Here is a 17167-nt window from a genome sequence, read left to right as displayed (position 1 = left end):
GTCAATTCTACTTGCACGATGCGTTTTTCGGTAGAAAGTATCCGAAATTTGCTGACATCGCTGCCTGCTTCTGGAAGGCTTGCAGCATGGCCATGACCCAGTTGCACGAGGTGCCTTGCGGCTCGGGGGTTTCGGAGACCAGCGCAACCCGGCCGCCGTCCCAATTCGACGCAGACCTGCCGGAGTTCTCGGACGACTACGCAGAGTTCGAGTACCTGCTCTCCGGAACGGCCAGCTGCTACGCCGGGCCCGCCACCGGACCGGTCAGGGTGGTCAGCGAGGGACACCGCTACGTGACCCGCGTGCTGGCCCGCTACCCGAAAGACGCGTCCCGCTTCAGCGGCCGGGTGGTCGTCGAGCCTTTCAACACCACGTACGGCGTTGACCGCGACGCCTTGTGGTCGCATGTCGCCACCTTGCTGCAAGCGCAGGGCGACGCGTGGATCGGCATCACGGTGCGCGCCACCTCGGCAACGCAACTCGAGGCCTACGACCCGCAGCGCTACGCCGACATCGAGATCCCGTCCAATGACATCGTCTGGGACCTGCTGCGCGCGATCGGCACGGTGCTCAAGGCGGGCGGTCCACCCAGCCCGTTGGGCCACCTGCCGGTCCGGCACGCCTATCTGGGCGGCTATTCCCAAAGTGGCGTCGATACGGCCACTTTCGGCGCCTCGTTCGGCGCGCTGACCCGCACCGCCGACGGACGTCGCGCCTACGACGGATTCTTCCCCGCCTGTCACGCGGCCAGCCTCACGCCGCTCGCGGTGGGAGAAGGCCTGCCGCGCTTCGAGTATGCGGCGATGCCGCCGCGCGAGGTTCCGGTCATCGAGGTCCAACCGCAAACCGACGTCGAAGGATTCAGCTTCGACGAGTTCGTCAACCCCGGCAGTGCGTCGGTGCGGCGCGAGGACAGCGACGCAGAGGGAGATCGCTTCCGGCTGTACGAGATCGCGGGCGCACCCCACGCCGCCAGGATCCCCGGTTGCGACGGAGACGGGTCGACCTTTCCGATGTCGGCGTTCGTCCGCGCCGCCCTGCGGAACCTCTTCCGGTGGGCCGACGACGGCATCGCGCCGCCCACGGCACCGCGCATCGCGCTCAGCGTCGACGCGGCGGTGGCCCAGGCGGCCGTCGACCGGTTCGGCAACGCCATCGGTGGCGTGCCGTCGCCATTCCTCGCCGTGCCGATCGCACGCTACGAAGCCCATTCGACACCCGGGCCGCTGTGCCAGCTCGCGGGCCACGAGGCGCCATTGCGCCGCGAGGTGCTCGCCGAGCGCTACGGCGACGTGCGGACCTACCTCGCCGAATTCACCACCAGCCTCGACGACACCATCCGGGCGGGCTTCCTCCTGGAGGACGATCGGGCCGCAATCCTGAAAGATCAGACCACCAAAGCGCATGCCGCCTTCGCCCGACTGACCGCACCCGCATGAGCGTGGCCACCGTTCCCGTGCCGGACAGCCTCGAACAGGCGCTGTCCCCCGATTGGCTCACCGCCGCGCTGGGCGCCGACGTCGTTGAGGTGACGCCCGGTCCGATCGTGGATCGGATCTCCACCAATGCCAGATTCACAATCCGCTGTGCCGACGGCCGTTCTCGGCACCTGTGCGTCAAGGGCTACTTCAACGAGATCGGCCGGAACGCGCGGTATATCGGCGCGCCCGAGGCCCACTTCTATCGCAACCTCGCCGCCGCGACCGGCGTGCGCACGCTGCACAGCGTCTACGCCGACGTCGATCCGGAAACCCGGCACGGCGTCGTCATCACCGAAGACGTTGCCGCGCAAGGTGCCACGTTCCTGGACGGCAACAGCCCCTACACCCCCGATCAAACCGCACAGACGCTCGCCGAGTTCGCGCGGCTGCACGCGGCGACGTGGGATTCGGCTCGCTGCGCCATCGCGCCGTGGCTCGCGCCACGGCTTGGACGGGCGCTGGAAGTGTGGGGGCTACCGACCACCCTCGACATCGTCGGCCGCAACTTCGACGGGCCCAACGGGCAGCAGGTTCCCGCCGAGGTTCGCGATGCGCACCGGCTCGTCGACGCCTACTGCCTCCTGGTGGAACCCGAGACGGTCTCCGAATCTAGATGCGTCATCCACGGTGACGCGCACGTGGGCAACATCTTTCTCGATGCGACCGGTACCGGATCGCTGGTCGACTGGCAACTCGTTCAACGCGGCATGTGGTCTCTCGACGTCGGTTACCACATCGCCTCGACGCTGACCGTGGACGAGCGGCGACGCACCGAACGAGACCTGTTGCGGCACTATCTTGATGCCCTCGCCTCGCACGGCATCACACCGCCGCCCTGGGACGACGCATGGCGTGCCATCGCGATCGGCATGGTGCACGGCTTCTACCTGTGGGGCATCACGACCAAAGTGCAGCCGGCGATCATCGCCACCCTGCTGCACCGGCTGGGCACCGCGGTCGCGGATCACGACGCGCTGTCGGCACTGCAGAGTTCGAGGGGGCAGTAGATGGACCAGGAAGCTTTTGACGGGCTGCGCGTGGTCGAGTTGGCGCAATGGGTTTTCGTCCCGGTGGCCGGCGCGCTGTTGGCCGATTGGGGCGCCGATGTCATCCGCATCGAGCGTCTCGAGGGCGACCCGTACCGAGGGCTGGCCACCCAGGGCATCGGCACCGACCGCGACGGCGTCAACCTTTCGATGGCCCTGGCGAATCGCGGCAAGCGGTCGCTGGCCCTGAACCTGCGGCACCAGACCGGCATGTCGATACTGCACGAATTGCTGTCCACCGCAGACGTTTTCCTCACCAGCCTGCGCCCCGGGGCGCTGAGCCGGCTCGGCCTGGGCGCCGACACGTTGCGCGAACGCTATCCCAGCCTCATCTACGCCCGCGGCCATGGCTTCGGAACGCGTGGCCCGGATGCCAACCAGCCCGGCTATGACAGCTCGGCATTTTGGGCGCGCGGGGGAGTGGGCCACATTCTGACTCCGCCCGAACGCGATTACCCGATCAGCCAGCGCGGTGCGATGGGCGACCGAAACGGGGCCATGGCACTGGCATTCGGCATCGCGGCCGCACTGCTCAAGCGGGCCAAGACCGGGGCCGGCTCGGTGGTGGACGTCTCGCTGCTGGCCACCGCGATGTGGATGTTGTCGTCGGATTTGCTCGCGGTGCTCAATGGCGGCGAGGCCGGGCCCGTCGGTGGCCGCGGCCCGCAGGTCAACCCGGTGACCGGTAACTACCGCACCAAGGATGGCCGCCACATCCAACTGATGTTCCTACAGGGCGACCGGTATTGGGCGGAATTCTGCCGGCTGGTCGGCCGCGCCGATCTGATCGAGGACCCGCGGTTTGCCGACCTGGCGGCCCGGCGCGCGAACTGCGAAGCATGCGTGGCCGAGCTGGACGCCGTCTTCGCTGGCCGCACCCTGGACGAATGGAAAGAGCTACTAGCCAAACTCGACGCACCCTGGGCCCCAGTGCAATCGGTGTCGGAGGTGGTCGAGGATCCACAGGTGATCGCCAACGGCTATGTGGGCGAGGTCCGGCTCGACGACGGTCAGGCCTACCGATTGCCGGCGGTGCCGCTGCAACTCGACGAGCAGGCGCCGCCGATGCGCCGCGCACCCGAGCACGGCGAACACACCGAGGCGCTGCTGGCCGAGCTCGGGTATGACTGGGACCGCATCGCCGAAATGGCCGACCAGGGCGTGATTCCGTGAGCGGACGGCCACTGCCGGTTCCCGACGAGACCTCGGCGCCATACTGGTCGGCCGCGGCCGACCACGTGCTCACGGTCGCGCGCTGCGCTCGATGCGCGCAGTTCAGCGTGCCTCCCGATGTGGTGTGCCCTCATTGCCGTTCAACCGATCCCGGGTTCGAATTCACACCGGTGAGTGGACGTGGCGTCGTTCGATCCTGGACCGTGGTGCGCCAGGCCTTCCTACCCGGCTTTGACGACGAAATTCCCTTCGTGCTTGTCGACGTCGAACTCGTCGAACAGGCCGAGCTGCGCCTCATCGGCCGGTTGCTCGACGGCGTCGACGCACCGGTGCGCATCAACGCCCCCGTCGTCGTCGGTTTCGAAGACCTCGCACCCGGCGTGGCCATTCCCGCATTCGAGCTGACGTGAGCGGCAGATTCGCGGCGAGCAACAAGGTGGCCATCGTCGGCTACGCGCACAGCCAGGTGTGCCGCCGCGCGGACTGCGCCCTGGGCGCTCTCGCCGTCGAGACCGCCCGCACCGCCATCGCCGACGCGGGACGACGCGTCGACCAGATCGACGGGTTCGTCAGCTCCAGCTTGCTGCCCAGCGCGGGAGGCCAGGCCGGCGAAGACGGTGTCAGCACCGTCTCATCGGCGTGGCTCGCCCAACACCTGGGCGCCACAGCGCGTTACGTCGCCGGCTTCGAGGGCATCGGCCAGATCACCGGATCGGTGGGCATGGCCGTCAACGCGATCGCCAGCGGCGCCGCGGACTACGTGCTGCTGCACCGCGCCCTGCACAACCCGGCCGGACGCTACCACGCCAACCCGATGCGTGAGGCGCGCGGCCAACAGCAATGGACGGCGCCGCAAGGCTTTTTCGGACCGTTGGCCATGATCGCGCTGCCGCACAACGAATACCTGCGGCGGTACGGCGCGCGACGGGAGTCGATGGCGGCCGTGGTTGTGGAGGCACGCAAGAACGGCGCGCGCATCCCGTGGTCGTACTGGTACGACCGGCCGCTGACCGCGGACGAATACCTCGCGGCGCCAATGCTGTTCGACCCGGTGTGCCGCTACGACTGCGACATCCCCGTCGACGGCGTCGCCGCGTTCGTGCTCACCTCCGCCGACCGCGCGACGGACGGGCCGCATCGACCGGTGTATGTCGCCGGTTATGCCTCCGGCATGCCCGCCCGACGGCGCCTCCCGCTGCACTGGCCGCTGGACGACATCGTCGAGGGCGGCGCGCAGACGGCGCGGCGGCTGTGGGAGCACGCCGGAATCTGCGGCGCCGACGTCGATTTGCCACAGGTATACGACGGCTTTTCGCTCTTTGTCTGGTTGTGGCTCGAGGTCCTGGGAGTGTGCCCGGCCGGCGAGGCACATCGCTTCGTCGAGGCCGGGGGCATCGACAGTGACCGTCACGGGGCCATCCCCGCGTTGTCGGGGGGCGGTGCGCTGGGCAACGGGAGGATGCACGGAATCCCGCAGATGCTCGAGTGCTACCTGCAGCTGGCCCGGCGAGCCGGGGGGCGGCAACGCGACAAGGCGACGATCGGGCTGGCGTGCCATTCCTCGCCACACTTCGGCGGCGCGGTGTGCTACTCCGCCGACCCGTTTTGAGAGTTGCGTTCTTTGATCGATCAGAATAGCGTTCTACTATCACTGGCGTTTAGGGAGTCGCTGTGACAGTCCCGTCGGAGTCGTGGGTAGAGCGCGCTGTCGATCGATCGGTGGCCGTGCAGCGGTCCCGTACCCGCATCGCCAACCAGGTGCGGTTGATGCTCGACGCAGCCCGGCGGCTCATCGAGGTGAAGGACGACTTCACCACCCAGGATTTGGTCGCCGAAGCCGGTGTGGCGCTGCAGACCTTCTATCGCTACTTCGCCTCGAAAGATGAACTGCTGCTGGCAGTCATCGGAGACGCGATGACCGAGGCCTGCGATCGTTGGGCCAAGGCCGCCGCCGACATGACCGACCCGATGGAGCGATTGCGCTCGTACATCACCGCGCCGCTGCAGCAATTCCACGGCGATGGTCGGCAGGCGTCGGGCATTCGGTTCATCGTCTCCGCACATTGGCACCTGCACCGGATCTTCCCGACCGAACTCGCCGAGGCCGAGCAGCCGTTCGTCGACCTGCTGCGGGCCGGGGTGGCGGCCGCCGCCGATAAAGGGTTGGTGCGTCCGCGAAATCCCGACTGGGACACCTGGTTCATCGTCGAGCTCCAGCGCGCGATCTACCACTACTACGCCTATGCGGCAAAGACCGACGAGGACCTACACGCCACCGAAGAAAACCTTTGGCAATTTTGCAAAGCCGCGCTCGGAGCGCCGGTTGCATGACCGATCGCCCAGAAAGGGTTGCCAGTGAACAACTTTGATGACTTGGACTTCTTCACCGACCCGACCCTCGTCCCCAACCCGCACCCATATTTCGACTATCTGCGCGCCAAGGGCCCAGTGGTACGCGAGCCGCATCACGGAGTGGTCGCCATCACCGGCTACGACGAAGCGATGGCGCTATACAAAGACGTCGACTCGTTTTCCAGCTGCATCGCGGTGGGAGGTCCGTTCCCGCCCTTGCCGTTCGAGCCGTCCGGCGACGATATCAGCGGCCTGATCGACCAGCACCGTGCGCAGATGCCGCTGCACGAGCACATGGTCACCATGGATCCGCCGGCGCACACCCGCGCCCGGTCGTTGCTGAGCCGGCTGCTGACGCCTGCCCGGCTGAAAGAGAACCAAGACTTCCTGTGGAACCTGGCCGATCAGCAGCTGGACGAAATCGTCGGCCGCGGAGAATGCGAATTCCTGAGCGCATACTCCAAGCCCTACGCGCTGCTGGCCGTCGCCAACCTGCTCGGGGTGCCCGAGGCCGATCACAAGGAATTTCGTTCCGCACTGGCGAATTCGCACACCGCCGGCAACCTGGATCACGATCCTGCCGCGATCAACCCGCTGGAATTCCTCGACGAGAAATTCAGCTTTTACATCGAAGACCGGCGCCGCGAGCCCCGCGACGACGTGCTGAGTGACCTTGCGGTCGCGCGTTATCCGGACGGTTCGACCCCCGAGGTGGTTGAGGTCGTGCGTTCGGCGACCTTCCTGTTCGGGGCAGGCCAAGAAACCACCGCCAAGCTGCTCGGCGCGGCCCTGCAAATCCTCTGCGACCGGCCGGATTTGCAGCAGGCGCTGCGAGCTGACCGCGGCCTTATCCCCGGCTTCATCGAGGAGACACTGCGGATGGAGGCCCCGGTGAAGACGGCGTTCCGGTTGGCGCGCAAGTCGACCCGCGTCGGCGAGGTCGACATCCCGGCCGGAACCACGGTCATGCTGTGTCCGGGGGCGATCAACCGGGATCCCGACCGCTTCGAGGACCCACACGAATTCCGGCTCGACCGCGGCAATGTTCGGGAGCACATCGCCTTCGCGCGCGGCGTGCACAGCTGCCCCGGAGCGCCGCTGGCCCGGGTCGAGGGCCGGGTCTCGCTTGAGCGAATCCTGGACCGGATGGGCGATATCCGAGTCAATGAAGACGTGCACGGCCCGGCGGGGGATCGCCGCTACAGTTACGCGCCGACCTACATCCTGCGCGGGCTCAATGAATTGCACCTTCGGTTCACGCCGATCAAGTAGCTGAACGATGCGGTTGACGTCGTTGGTGAGCCCGGCTCTGGCGCTGGCACTTGCCGGCGGGGCCCCGGTGCCGACCGCCGCTGCCTCCGGTGACGAGTGGGGACTCAACGGCACGTACGCGGCTACGTCCAACGGCGATTGGGCGAAAACCAACGACATCTATCACAACGAAGCCACCATCCGGAGCAAGTGGACGATCAGCACGACGTGCAGCACCCCGCTCGAATGCACCGGCCGGGTCACCAGCGACCTCGGCTGGAGCGCCGACGTGAGCCTGCACGGGAGCGAATACGTCGTCAAGCGCGACATTCCCAACTGGGAGCCCTGCCCCAATGGTGCCTCCCGAACCGGACATCAGATCTACCGGTTCTACCCTGTCGATGAAAAAGGTTGGCTGGCAACCGATTCCACGTCAACGGTTCTCGCTGGCGTGGATCAGACATCGGGGGACAGCGGTGCCTGCGGCATCAACAAAGCATTGGTGATCTCGCTGCCCTTCCGGCTGGACAAGGTGAGCTGAGTTCGGACGGCGCGCCGGATCGATGGGGGAACTCCGAGCGCGCAGCACGACGCCTATAAATGATTCGCAGCGAAATCCGCGCCTTGACCGACCATGCCGTTCGCCGGATAGAGGGTGTGGGCGATGCCGGGCGGCCCTGGGGGCGCGCCATTGCAGATGGTGTCATCGGGAGCGCACAACTGAATGGTCTTGGGCGCGTATAGGGGACCGATCGTGATGGGTGGCGCGCCGGCATCCCGCAAGAACTCGTTTGACGGTGTTCCGAACAGCACCACCGCGGCGACGTGACGGGCCACTTCCGGCGGCAGCGGCTGGGGCACGGAGGAGGCAAACTCCGCGGGAACCTCCTTGGGCACGGCGGCCGACGTGACGAAACCGGACACGACGGCGCCCTGGGAATAGCCGCCGAGCACCATTCTGGTGTTGGGACAGTTGGCCGCGGTCGATTGCAGGTGAGCGCCGGCGTCCCTGATCCCCTCGACGACCGTTGCGGCGAAAGCGATGCCACCATTGAAATCGCCGCTGGCTTCGTAATTGACCGGGTACACCCCGACCGACTTGCCGCCGACTCGCGACCCCAGTGCGTCGACGAAAGCCTGCCCGACCCCGCCAACTCCGGGTGGCTCGCCGGTACCGCGGGCGAATACCACCTCCACGTCAGGACACGGGGCGGCAGCCACGACTGGCAAGGGCGCGCTGACCATGCACGCCCAGGCCGTTGCCACGGCGGTCCCCAGCAAACGGGTGAATCGTAGTGCGCTCATCGCTGGCGGATGCCCGCTGCTAGGTCAGCCGAAACCGGCGTCGGCGGTGTCAGCGGCGTCGCCCGAGGAAACCATCGTTCGTCACTTCCGCATAGGCCGTCACGCCAAGCTTGAATGCCTGCTCAGCAGGCGTGTCCGACGGCAATTCGTGTCACACTGTGCTGATGGTTTCCCCTGATCGGCGCACCGACGACTCCCTCCCGGCCGCTGCGTCGGCGCAGGACAGCGAGCAAGTCGCCGACCTGGTCGTCCAGGCCACCGTCGACAGCAGGATCACGCCGACGATGCTGGGTCAGATGCTGGTCAGCGCCAGTCGCAGCATCGCCGACGAGGACGATCTGCTGACCCTGCTACAGCATGTCTGCGAGATCGCGCACGACGCCGTCGACGGCGCCGACAGCACGGGAGTGACCATCGACCTGGGCGGTCGCGTCTATACCGCGGTCCACACCGACCAACGCACTCTGCGTGTCGATACCGAGCAATACGACGCCGGTCAGGGTCCGTGCCTCGACGCCTCCCGGACCCGCACCATCGTGCTTGTCGACTCCGATGACGCCGCGGCGACGTGGCCGCGCTTCGCCGCTGCCGCCCGCGACGAAGGAATTCGCAGCTTCCTGGCGGCTCCTCTATTCACCGACGACCAGACGCTGGGGTCGCTGAATCTCTATGGGCGTTCGCGGTCGGCGTTCGACAACTTCGACGCCGAGATCCTCGCCATGCTCACCACGGCAGTGTCCCGCGCGATCGGCGACTTTTCCCGCTTCCGGTCTGCCCGCGATGTGGCCGACTCCATCCAGCGTGCACTGCAAACCCGCGCCCCCATCGAACAGGCCAAAGGCATGCTGATGGCCATTCACCAGATCGACGCCGACCAGGCCTTCGACTTGCTTCGCCGGAAAAGCCAGGAGATGAACGTCCCGCTGCGTGCTATCGCCGCCGATCTTGTGCAGCAACTCAGCGGGACTTCCGAGCCGGAAGCCGATGCGCCGCAGGCCGTCTGAGCTGGCATTGGCCGCTGGGTGCAGGAACGTGCGCCCCGCGGTTGGGCTGTTACAAGTTACAGCCTGATCTCATGACGATAACTACCTGCGCGTCGCTGCCGCATTTTCGCCAGGTTTCTGTTAAATATCCGTTCAGGGCCATACCTGAGCCTCTTCTCGTCACATCTACACGCCGCCGCGGCGGCTCGAGAACGGGCGCCTATGACGAGCACCTTGCGGGCGCGGGGCACCGCCGCACGAACGGTTGACCGGGTCAGTCTGTTGTGCGCCACCGCCGCCGGGTCGTCGGTGATATTGGCCGCTGGGGTTCATGCCAATCCCGGCGCACCCGTCCCCGACGCCGACCATGAGTTGGGAATGTATGGCGATCCCGTTGCCGCCGCGCCCTACTGGCGTGAGCAACACGGTTCCGACTGCGGGGAAATGGCGGTGGCCGATGTGGTCGGCCAGATCACGGGACGTGAACCTACCGAGCAGCAGATGATCGCTTTGGCCGAAACCACACCGAGCGCAACGGGTCACGGGCCGATCTGGAAGCCGATGGGCACCACCGACATCGCCGACCTTCCGAAACTGCTGTGGCACTACTGGATCAGAGCCGAGAACATCCAGACCCACACGGATGCCATGGCGCGCAAGCTGGCGCAAAACCACAAGATCATCGCGATCGTCAATGCCGAAACGATTTGGAACCGGCCCGGGAAGCGAAGCTCCGCAAACCACTTCGTGGTTGTCACCGGCATCGACAGCAAGGCCGGGGTGGTGCATCTCAACGACAGTGGCATCAGCACCGGCCGCGACGAGCAGGTTCCGATCCCCGTCTTCGAGCAGGCATGGGCCCCTAACTACAACTCGGCAATCGTGACCGAGTGATGGTTGCAGCACAAGAGCGAAACGACTTGCAACAAAACGCAATCAACAGCCTATGCTCCGAACAGGGGTGTTCACCATCAACCGCCGGGTGGAACTACAGTCGAGGAAACTTGTGTGCACGGAGAAAGGACCTCCGCAATGACGCGAATGCCCTTGGTCAGCACCGACCGCCAACCCGATCGGATCCAACAACCCATTGCACGCCCCGACACGCTCAACGTACTGCGCTTAATCGCCAACGCCCCCAACATCTTTGACGGATGGGCACAGATGACGGGCGAACTCTTCACAAGCCCCACCTTCACCTCGCGGATGCGCGAAATCATCATCCTGCGGACCGGGCATCTGCAGGATTCGCCCTACGAACTCGCCCAGCACGTGATCTTCGGCCGCAGGGCGGGACTCACCGATCAACAGATCGACGCGCTGCGCGATAAGGCGGATCTGGACACGGCCGGATTCAGCGGCGACGAACGCACCGTCATCGACACCGTCACCGAGTTGTGCACCACCCGCCGCCTCGGCGACGCCACCTTCGCCACCGCCCAAACACTGCTCGGCGACGAGGCGCTCACCGAACTGCTGATGATCGTCAGCTGCTACTACGGCCTGGCGCTGGTGCTCAACGCCGCCGACCTGGAGATCGACACCCCGACCTTCTCCAGCCCCGACGAAGGCCTGGCCCAGTGACCCGAGTCCCGTATCGCCGGCCCGAAGGCATGACCGAGCTGGCACGCGAATTGACCGCGCGGCGCGGCAATCTCAACGTCTACCGCGCACTGGCCAACGCCGAGAAGGTGTTCACCGGCTGGATGGTGGCCGGCGACGCCGCGCTGAGCAGCCCGGTACTGCCCAGAAGGCTTCGCGAACTGATCGTCCTGCGCACTGCGTATCTCATGGACTGCGCCTACGAACTCGGCCAGCACAAAGACGTCGCGCAGACGGTCGGGGTCGACGCCGCCACCATCGACGCCATCACCACCGAGTCCGATTGGCAAACAGGACCATTCGATGCCACCGAGCTGGCGATCCTGCGGCTGACCACCGAATTGGTGACCACCCGCCGCGTCGCGGCCCCGCTCTTCGACCAGGTGCACCAGGCCCTGGGTTCCGAGGCCACCGTCGAAGCGCTGATGGTCATCGGCCGCTACGCGGGCCTGGCGCTGATGCTCAACGCGCTCGACGTGGACCTCGACGACACCGCCCGGCTACTCGTTCCACCGACGCGGTGAGGGAAAAGTAATTACCGAGATTGCCTAATCTTCCCTCCGACCAGGGACGCCTCCCGTAATGTCCATAGCGTGGTGGTGCGAAAGCAACCGTCGACCCGCCTGTCGGCCGAGGACTGGCTCGAGGTGGGATACACCGTGCTCGCCGAAGAGGGCGTGCGCGCGCTCAAAGTCGAACGCCTCTGCCAGCAGGCGGGTGTCACCCGCGGTAGCTTCTACTGGCACTTCGAGGACATCGAGCAATATCGGGCCGCACTCGTCGAATCGTGGAACCGATTCCTCGAAAGCGACCGTCAGGCTCTCTCCGAGCTCGAAGCGCTGCCACCCCGGGAACGCCTCTCGGCCATGATGATCAACCTGGTCAGCCCCAAGCACTGGATACTGGAGCGGGCGATGCGCGAATGGGCACGCTTGGACCCGATCGCCGCCGGCAACGTCCGCGCGGCCGACGGTCACCTGCTGCGCACCGTGACCAAGGCCTACCGCGACTACGGGTTCAGCCACGAGGACGCCAGCCTGCGTGCGGGCGCGACCTTCGCCGCGGGCATCGGACTGCTGCACCTCACCGACTCCGCCGAGCAGGCCCAAGCGGTGGCTCAACGTGAACGATTTCTCGACCTCATGCTGATCGAGCCCGGAACCAAGCCTTCAGACCATGGCGATGGGTGAGATCTTCGCACCAATCGCCAACGCCCCGGCCAACTCTCGACTGGTGTCGTAATCGAACACCACATGGCCCGCGGCGATGTCCACGTCGCGCTTGGCCCGCTGCATCGGGCTGGACAAGAAATGGGCGCTGGCGCCGGAGGCCTCCATGAGATCGGCGATGATCGCCCGGCTTTCGTGCACGGTGCGCGCGGCCGCCAGCCGTGCGTCTGCCCGCACCGATCGGCTCACCCGTTCGCCGCCGACCACGATCGCCTCGATATCGGCGGCCGTCTTGTCGACCAACGCCCGCAGTGCGCTGAGCCGCACCCTGGCCTCGCCCAGCCGGATCTGCGCGGCCGGCTGATCCTTTTGCGCCACCCCGCTGTAGGCCAGCACGCGTCCGCTGAGCCGTTCGGCGAAGAGTTCGGTCACCCGCTCGGCGGTCCCGAGCACGGGCATTGCCGCCGTCAGCGCCAGCGCCGGAACCATCGGCCACCGGTAAGTCGGGACCCCATGCTCACGCGCGCCCGGTGCCGATCCGGCGTAGATGTCGGCCACGGCCACCAATCGATGCTCGGGAACGAGGGCGTCGGTGATGACGAGATCGTGCGAGCCGGTGCCGCGCATGCCGGCGGTGCGCCAGGTATCGACGACCTCCACCTGGTCGGCGGGGACGACGGCCAGCGCCGGATCGATGCGTTCCGGGCGTTCGATCAGCACGCCGACGATCATCCAGTCGGCGTCCATCGCGCCCGTTGCCCAGGACCACCTGCCGGTCAGGCGCACTCCGCCGTCGGTCGGTACGCCGCGGCCGGTGGGTGCCAGGGGAGCCGGCGCCAGCACGGGTCCCGACGTGAAGACCTCGTCCTGGAGGCGCGGGTCGAACAGCGACAGCATCCAGTTGTGCAGCGCGTAGAAACCCAGCGTCCACGCGCTCGATGCGCAGCCATGCGCCATGCGCCGGATCGGTTGCAGCAGTTCGGGAAACGAGGCCTGCAGGCCACCGAACCGGGTCGGCAGCAATAACCGAAACAGCTCGGTCTGCCGGAACTCGGCGATCGTCTCCGCGGGCAGGCGCCGCGATTGCTCGGCCTCGTCGGCGCGATCGGCCAGGCGCGCAACGAATTCGTCGGTAACGCCGTGCAGTGGGCGGCTTTCAACCACGGACATGCACGAGACCGTAACATACTTTTTAGTATGGTGTGTGGGCGGGTGTGCGCCTGACATCGCCTGGTTCACCGCAGTCGGGTCGATGTCGCGATTTGTGGGAAACGTGGCTCACCGCAGGGGGCCGGGGCCAAGGGGCGGCAGGAGACTTGAACCGAGTCGGCCGGGAGACCGTCTGCATTGTGTCGCAGTGCTTTACCGGCGTTTGGAGGTTCGGTGATCGTCGACAACCCGCAGGACGAGCAGGCAACCACTCTCGTTCGTCCGCTTGGGGCCGCCGAGCGGCTCTTCTACCGATACAGCGAGCGCAACCCCGCTCATTTTTCGATCGTGGCGGAGTTCGACCAGGTGCTGCACGCGGACAAGGTGCGGACCGCCGTAGCCGCCGTCCAGCGACGGCATCCGCTGCTGTCGGTACACGTGGAGGACCGGCCCGATACCCGCCTGGGCTTCTACCGCGCGGCGACCGTGGCGCGCGTCGCGCTGACCGCCCGTCGGGGACCGGAACTGGCGTGGCAGGCCGCCGCGGCTGAGGAGCTCAGCCGACCGTTCGACCGATCGCGTGCGCCGCTGATGCGCGCCGCGTTGACTGCAGGCTCCGGCGCGCAGCGCGCTGCTGCTCACCTTCGACCACACGATCGCCGACGGAATCAGCTCCATCGTCGTGCTCACCGACGTGATTGCTGCGCTTAACGGACAGGATTTGGCGAATTTGCCTGTCTCGCAAGCAGAAGAGAGTTTGATAGCTGACAACCTCGAAGCGGCAGACCCGCGCGACGACCGCGCACCTGAATGCCGCCCGGTCGGCGCGCGGAATCCGTACGAGCTCACTGGCGCTCGAGCAGATGATCACCATCGATGCCGACACCGCCGATGCCGAGGAGCTTTTCGGCCGGATCAGCCCGTGGGACATCATGGTCACCAACCTCGGCGTGCAAAACCTCGATGGCGCAAGCCCTTTGCGGCCGACGGCGGTGTGGGGACCGGTGGTACTCAGCCAGACCGATGGCGAGTATCTGACCGGAGTTACCACCTACGAGGGCAGGCTGAGGATGGTGACGTGTGGCTACAGCGTGCCGGCCAGCTTCCTGAAGAGTGTGGGTGCCGCCCTGATGGCTGCTGTCGAGGAATCCTGATTGCTACCATCGCGCGGTGAGTGATCGCCCGGGTGGGCTGCGATCCGTCGCACGCCGCGACGTCCTGAAGATCGCTGGCGTCATGCCGGCGATCGTCACCGCCGGCGCGCTGCTGCCCGCCCCCCGCGCGGCGGCCGGTCTCAATGGCATGGCGGTCTTCCTGGACCCGGGCCACAACGCCGTCAACGACGCATCCATCAACCAGCAGGTCCCCAACGGCCGCGGCGGCACCAAGCCGTGCCAGACGTCGGGAGCGGTCGCCGACGACGGCTATCCCGAGCACGCGTTCACCTGGGCCGTGGTGGGATTGATCAACGATTCGCTGAACCAGATGGGCGTTCGCACCCAGCTGTCGCGCGATAGCGACGGCGGGGTGGGCCCGTGTATCGACCAACGCGCCGCGGCGGGCAATGCCATGCACCCGGACGCGATCGTGAGCATCCATGCCGACGGTGGGCCGCCGTCGGGCAGCGGATTCCACGTCAACTACTCCAGCCCGCCGCTCAACGACGTCCAGTCCGGGCCCGCTGTGCAGCTGGCGCATGCGATGCGGGATGCCTTAGTCCAGTCGGGTTTACAGCCGGCCACCTACATCGGCTCGGACGGCCTGTATGGCCGCGACGATCTCGCCGGGCTGAACCTGGCCCAGTACCCCGCGGTCCTGGTCGAACTGGGCAACATGAAAAACGCCGGTGACTTGGCGCGAATGGAAAGTCCGGACGGCCGGGCGAAATATGCCGCCGCGGTCACCCAGGGCATAGTCGCGTTTTTGAACTCCAAAGGCTGAGATGGGTGCGGGTGAGCTAACTGCTCGGCGGGGATCGAGCGTCAGTCGGCTAATGTTTCCAACGCGAGCGGCCTGCCGGTACTTGGATCACAGTTAACGTCGGGGCGGGCCGGGTGGCGAACGCTGGGCCGCAGCCTAAATTGCGCGTGTGCGCGGCGCAGCACTATATGTAGCAGTACCGAAAGGTGCTTCTGCTGGAAAAAGAGTGCATCGTGCCTGCACCGACTATGTTGATTTGTTGCGGTGGGACGTCTCGAGTTTCAGGGCATGTGGTGACGGTGAACGCCGCCGGACCGGCGCGTTGACGGGGAATGGGATGGCGGCATGAGGGGGATGGGTGACCAGCTCCGGCCCTGTATCGAGGGGCACCGATGACGTATAGCGGTGGTTATCAGGATCCGTTCGGTGCCGACCCTTTTGGGGGACAGCCCGGCGGCCAGGGACCGGCATTCGGGCAGCACCAGCCCGGCCATCCGCCCGCCGGATCCGGTGCCTTTCCGTCGCCGCCGAAAACCAACACGCTGGCCACGCTGTCGGCGATTTTCGCGTTCGTCTTCGCGCCTGCCGGTGCCGCGCTGGGGCACGTGGCGCTGTCCCAGATTCGCCAGCGCCACGAGCGCGGCCGCGACCGCGCCATCTTTGGGCTGACGGCCTCGTATTTGATCATCGTGCTGGCGGTCGGCGCAGTGGCGGTGTGGCTGGCGACCAGCGGATCCGATTCGAACACGGTTAAGACGGCGGCCCCCAGCCCGTACGTGCCGCCGACGCCGCCGCACACCACGGTGATCACGGCTCCGCCGGCGCAGCGCCCGAGCGTGTCCGTCAGCGACCTGAAGGTGGGCGACTGCATCGAGGTGCAGCAGAACAAGCCGGACCCCTCGGAGAAGGCGGACTTCATCACCATCTACCCCGTCGCGTGCGAGGTGCGCGAAGGCGTGCTGCAGGTGACCCAGCTGCTGTCGAACGACTCGTGCAAGACCCCCACGACGCTGTGGAACCACAACAAGACCGTGTACGCCTGCATCGTCGACTTCAAGGGTTGAACTGATGTATCCCAGCGATGATCCTTTTGCGCCGCAGTCCGGCGACCCGTTCGGCGGACCGCCGCCCACCGTCTCCTACGGGGGCGCGCCGACGACCCCGGTCGGGTACCCGGGCGCACCGTTCGGCGGGCAGCAGCCGCGTCCGGACTACAACACCCTGGCGGTGCTCTCGCCGGTCTTCGGGGTGATCGTTCCGCCCGCCGGCATCGTGCTGGGCCATCTCGCGTTGCCGCAGATCAATCGCAGCGGAGAGCGGGGACGCCCGGCCGCGATCGCCGGCCTGGTGATCGGCTACCTGATGTGCGTCCTGCTGATCCTCGGCGGCGTGTATTGGGGCACCCACCCGAGCAATTCGACGCCGACGACCGCGTCCAGCTCCGCTCCGCCCCGGCCACTGCCGCCCCGAACCATCACGTCGGTCGCGCCGGGCACCACGGTGCCGCGTGGTCCCAAGCTCGACCTGGCGACCGTGCCGATCGGCACCTGCGTGGAGCTGCAGCTGCGCAACAGCACGGGCAATGACGCGCTGGACTTATTCGGCGTCGACTGCGAACACCGCGACGGGGTCTACACGGTTGCCGCGCGAGTGCGCTCCAACAACCAATGCAACTCGGTGTACGTGGCCGCACCTCCCGACCGTTCCTTCGCCCTCTGCCTGAACCCGTATTGAGA

The 17167-nt window shown here is 66.6% G+C and carries 20 protein-coding genes; 18 read left to right on the top strand and 2 right to left on the bottom strand.

What is annotated here, in order from left to right; translation table 11 throughout:
* The first annotated feature begins 86 nt into the window (after positions 1–86).
* From ACYQ8K_RS13215 to ACYQ8K_RS13180, 8 genes are all read left to right on the top strand, one after another.
* Positions 87–1439, top strand: a complete 1353-nt coding sequence (locus ACYQ8K_RS13215) for an alpha/beta hydrolase domain-containing protein (RefSeq protein ID WP_459969571.1) — start codon at positions 87–89, stop codon at positions 1437–1439.
* The gene (locus ACYQ8K_RS13210; RefSeq protein WP_459969569.1) at positions 1436–2488 is read left to right on the top strand and encodes a phosphotransferase; all 1053 of its coding nucleotides are present in this window, start codon (positions 1436–1438) and stop codon (positions 2486–2488) included. Before ACYQ8K_RS13215 ends, ACYQ8K_RS13210 begins: the two co-directional genes overlap by 4 nt.
* Positions 2489–3700 carry a CaiB/BaiF CoA transferase family protein gene (locus ACYQ8K_RS13205; RefSeq protein ID WP_459969567.1) on the top strand — a complete coding sequence of 404 codons (1212 nt, stop codon included), beginning with the start codon at positions 2489–2491 and terminating at the stop codon, positions 3698–3700.
* Positions 3697–4110: a Zn-ribbon domain-containing OB-fold protein gene (locus ACYQ8K_RS13200; RefSeq protein WP_459969565.1), complete on the top strand. Its 414-nt coding sequence runs from the start codon at positions 3697–3699 to the stop codon at positions 4108–4110. Before ACYQ8K_RS13205 ends, ACYQ8K_RS13200 begins: the two co-directional genes overlap by 4 nt.
* Positions 4107–5309: a thiolase family protein gene (locus ACYQ8K_RS13195; protein ID WP_459969564.1), complete on the top strand. Its 1203-nt coding sequence runs from the start codon at positions 4107–4109 to the stop codon at positions 5307–5309. Before ACYQ8K_RS13200 ends, ACYQ8K_RS13195 begins: the two co-directional genes overlap by 4 nt.
* A 116-nt stretch (positions 5310–5425) precedes the next feature.
* Positions 5426–6031 carry a TetR/AcrR family transcriptional regulator gene (locus tag ACYQ8K_RS13190; protein WP_459969661.1) on the top strand — a complete coding sequence of 202 codons (606 nt, stop codon included), beginning with the start codon at positions 5426–5428 and terminating at the stop codon, positions 6029–6031.
* Between the two features lie 24 nt (positions 6032–6055).
* Positions 6056–7324: a cytochrome P450 gene (locus ACYQ8K_RS13185; protein ID WP_459969562.1), complete on the top strand. Its 1269-nt coding sequence runs from the start codon at positions 6056–6058 to the stop codon at positions 7322–7324.
* 7 nt (positions 7325–7331) lie between these two features.
* Complete coding sequence (locus ACYQ8K_RS13180) at positions 7332–7844, top strand: Rv2253/PknI dimerization domain-containing protein (RefSeq protein ID WP_459969560.1); 513 nt, start codon at positions 7332–7334, stop codon at positions 7842–7844.
* 53 nt (positions 7845–7897) lie between these two features.
* Here ACYQ8K_RS13180 and ACYQ8K_RS13175 read toward each other — a convergent pair whose 3' ends face one another.
* Entirely contained in the window at positions 7898–8608 is a 711-nt protein-coding gene (locus ACYQ8K_RS13175) for a cutinase family protein (RefSeq protein ID WP_459969559.1), read from the bottom strand.
* A gap of 164 nt (positions 8609–8772) precedes the next feature.
* Here ACYQ8K_RS13175 and ACYQ8K_RS13170 point away from each other — a divergent pair, with 164 nt between their 5' ends.
* The 5 genes from ACYQ8K_RS13170 (at position 8773) to ACYQ8K_RS13150 (ending at position 12383) form a co-directional block, all read left to right on the top strand.
* Complete coding sequence (locus tag ACYQ8K_RS13170) at positions 8773–9612, top strand: ANTAR domain-containing protein (RefSeq protein WP_459969557.1); 840 nt, start codon at positions 8773–8775, stop codon at positions 9610–9612.
* Positions 9613–9813: 201 nt separating this feature from the next.
* Positions 9814–10485, top strand: a complete 672-nt coding sequence (locus ACYQ8K_RS13165; RefSeq protein WP_459969555.1) for a C39 family peptidase — start codon at positions 9814–9816, stop codon at positions 10483–10485.
* Positions 10486–10623: 138 nt separating this feature from the next.
* A complete protein-coding gene (locus ACYQ8K_RS13160; RefSeq protein ID WP_459969553.1) occupies positions 10624–11175 on the top strand; it encodes a carboxymuconolactone decarboxylase family protein in 552 nt (183 codons plus the stop codon).
* Positions 11172–11717, top strand: coding sequence for a carboxymuconolactone decarboxylase family protein (locus ACYQ8K_RS13155; RefSeq protein WP_459969551.1), 546 nt, complete (start codon positions 11172–11174; stop codon positions 11715–11717). Before ACYQ8K_RS13160 ends, ACYQ8K_RS13155 begins: the two co-directional genes overlap by 4 nt.
* A 123-nt stretch (positions 11718–11840) precedes the next feature.
* The gene (locus ACYQ8K_RS13150) at positions 11841–12383 is read left to right on the top strand and encodes a TetR/AcrR family transcriptional regulator (RefSeq protein ID WP_459969659.1); all 543 of its coding nucleotides are present in this window, start codon (positions 11841–11843) and stop codon (positions 12381–12383) included.
* Here the strand turns inward: ACYQ8K_RS13150 and ACYQ8K_RS13145 are convergent.
* Entirely contained in the window at positions 12363–13532 is a 1170-nt protein-coding gene (locus tag ACYQ8K_RS13145) for an acyl-CoA dehydrogenase family protein (protein ID WP_459969549.1), read from the bottom strand. The two genes, ACYQ8K_RS13150 and ACYQ8K_RS13145, sit on opposite strands and share 21 nt — an antisense overlap.
* 213 nt (positions 13533–13745) lie before the next feature.
* Between ACYQ8K_RS13145 and ACYQ8K_RS13140 the strand changes: the two genes are divergently transcribed.
* The 5 genes from ACYQ8K_RS13140 (at position 13746) to ACYQ8K_RS13120 (ending at position 17165) form a co-directional block, all read left to right on the top strand.
* Complete coding sequence (locus ACYQ8K_RS13140; protein WP_459969547.1) at positions 13746–14222, top strand: hypothetical protein; 477 nt, start codon at positions 13746–13748, stop codon at positions 14220–14222.
* Positions 14223–14374: 152 nt separating this feature from the next.
* Positions 14375–14665 (top strand): hypothetical protein, encoded by a 291-nt coding sequence (locus ACYQ8K_RS13135; RefSeq protein ID WP_459969546.1) that lies wholly within the window; start codon positions 14375–14377, stop codon positions 14663–14665.
* Positions 14666–14681: 16 nt separating this feature from the next.
* Positions 14682–15452: an Rv3717 family N-acetylmuramoyl-L-alanine amidase gene (locus ACYQ8K_RS13130; RefSeq protein ID WP_459969544.1), complete on the top strand. Its 771-nt coding sequence runs from the start codon at positions 14682–14684 to the stop codon at positions 15450–15452.
* Positions 15453–15823: 371 nt separating this feature from the next.
* The gene (locus ACYQ8K_RS13125; RefSeq protein WP_459969542.1) at positions 15824–16495 is read left to right on the top strand and encodes a DUF4190 domain-containing protein; all 672 of its coding nucleotides are present in this window, start codon (positions 15824–15826) and stop codon (positions 16493–16495) included.
* A 4-nt stretch (positions 16496–16499) separates the two neighbouring features.
* Positions 16500–17165, top strand: a complete 666-nt coding sequence (locus ACYQ8K_RS13120; RefSeq protein ID WP_459969540.1) for a DUF4190 domain-containing protein — start codon at positions 16500–16502, stop codon at positions 17163–17165.
* Positions 17166–17167: the final 2 nt, after the last annotated feature.

This window comes from Mycobacterium sp. MUNTM1 (assembly GCF_054660795.1).
Note: the sequence above shows the minus strand (reverse complement) of the source record. Positions and strands in the feature narration are given on the sequence as shown.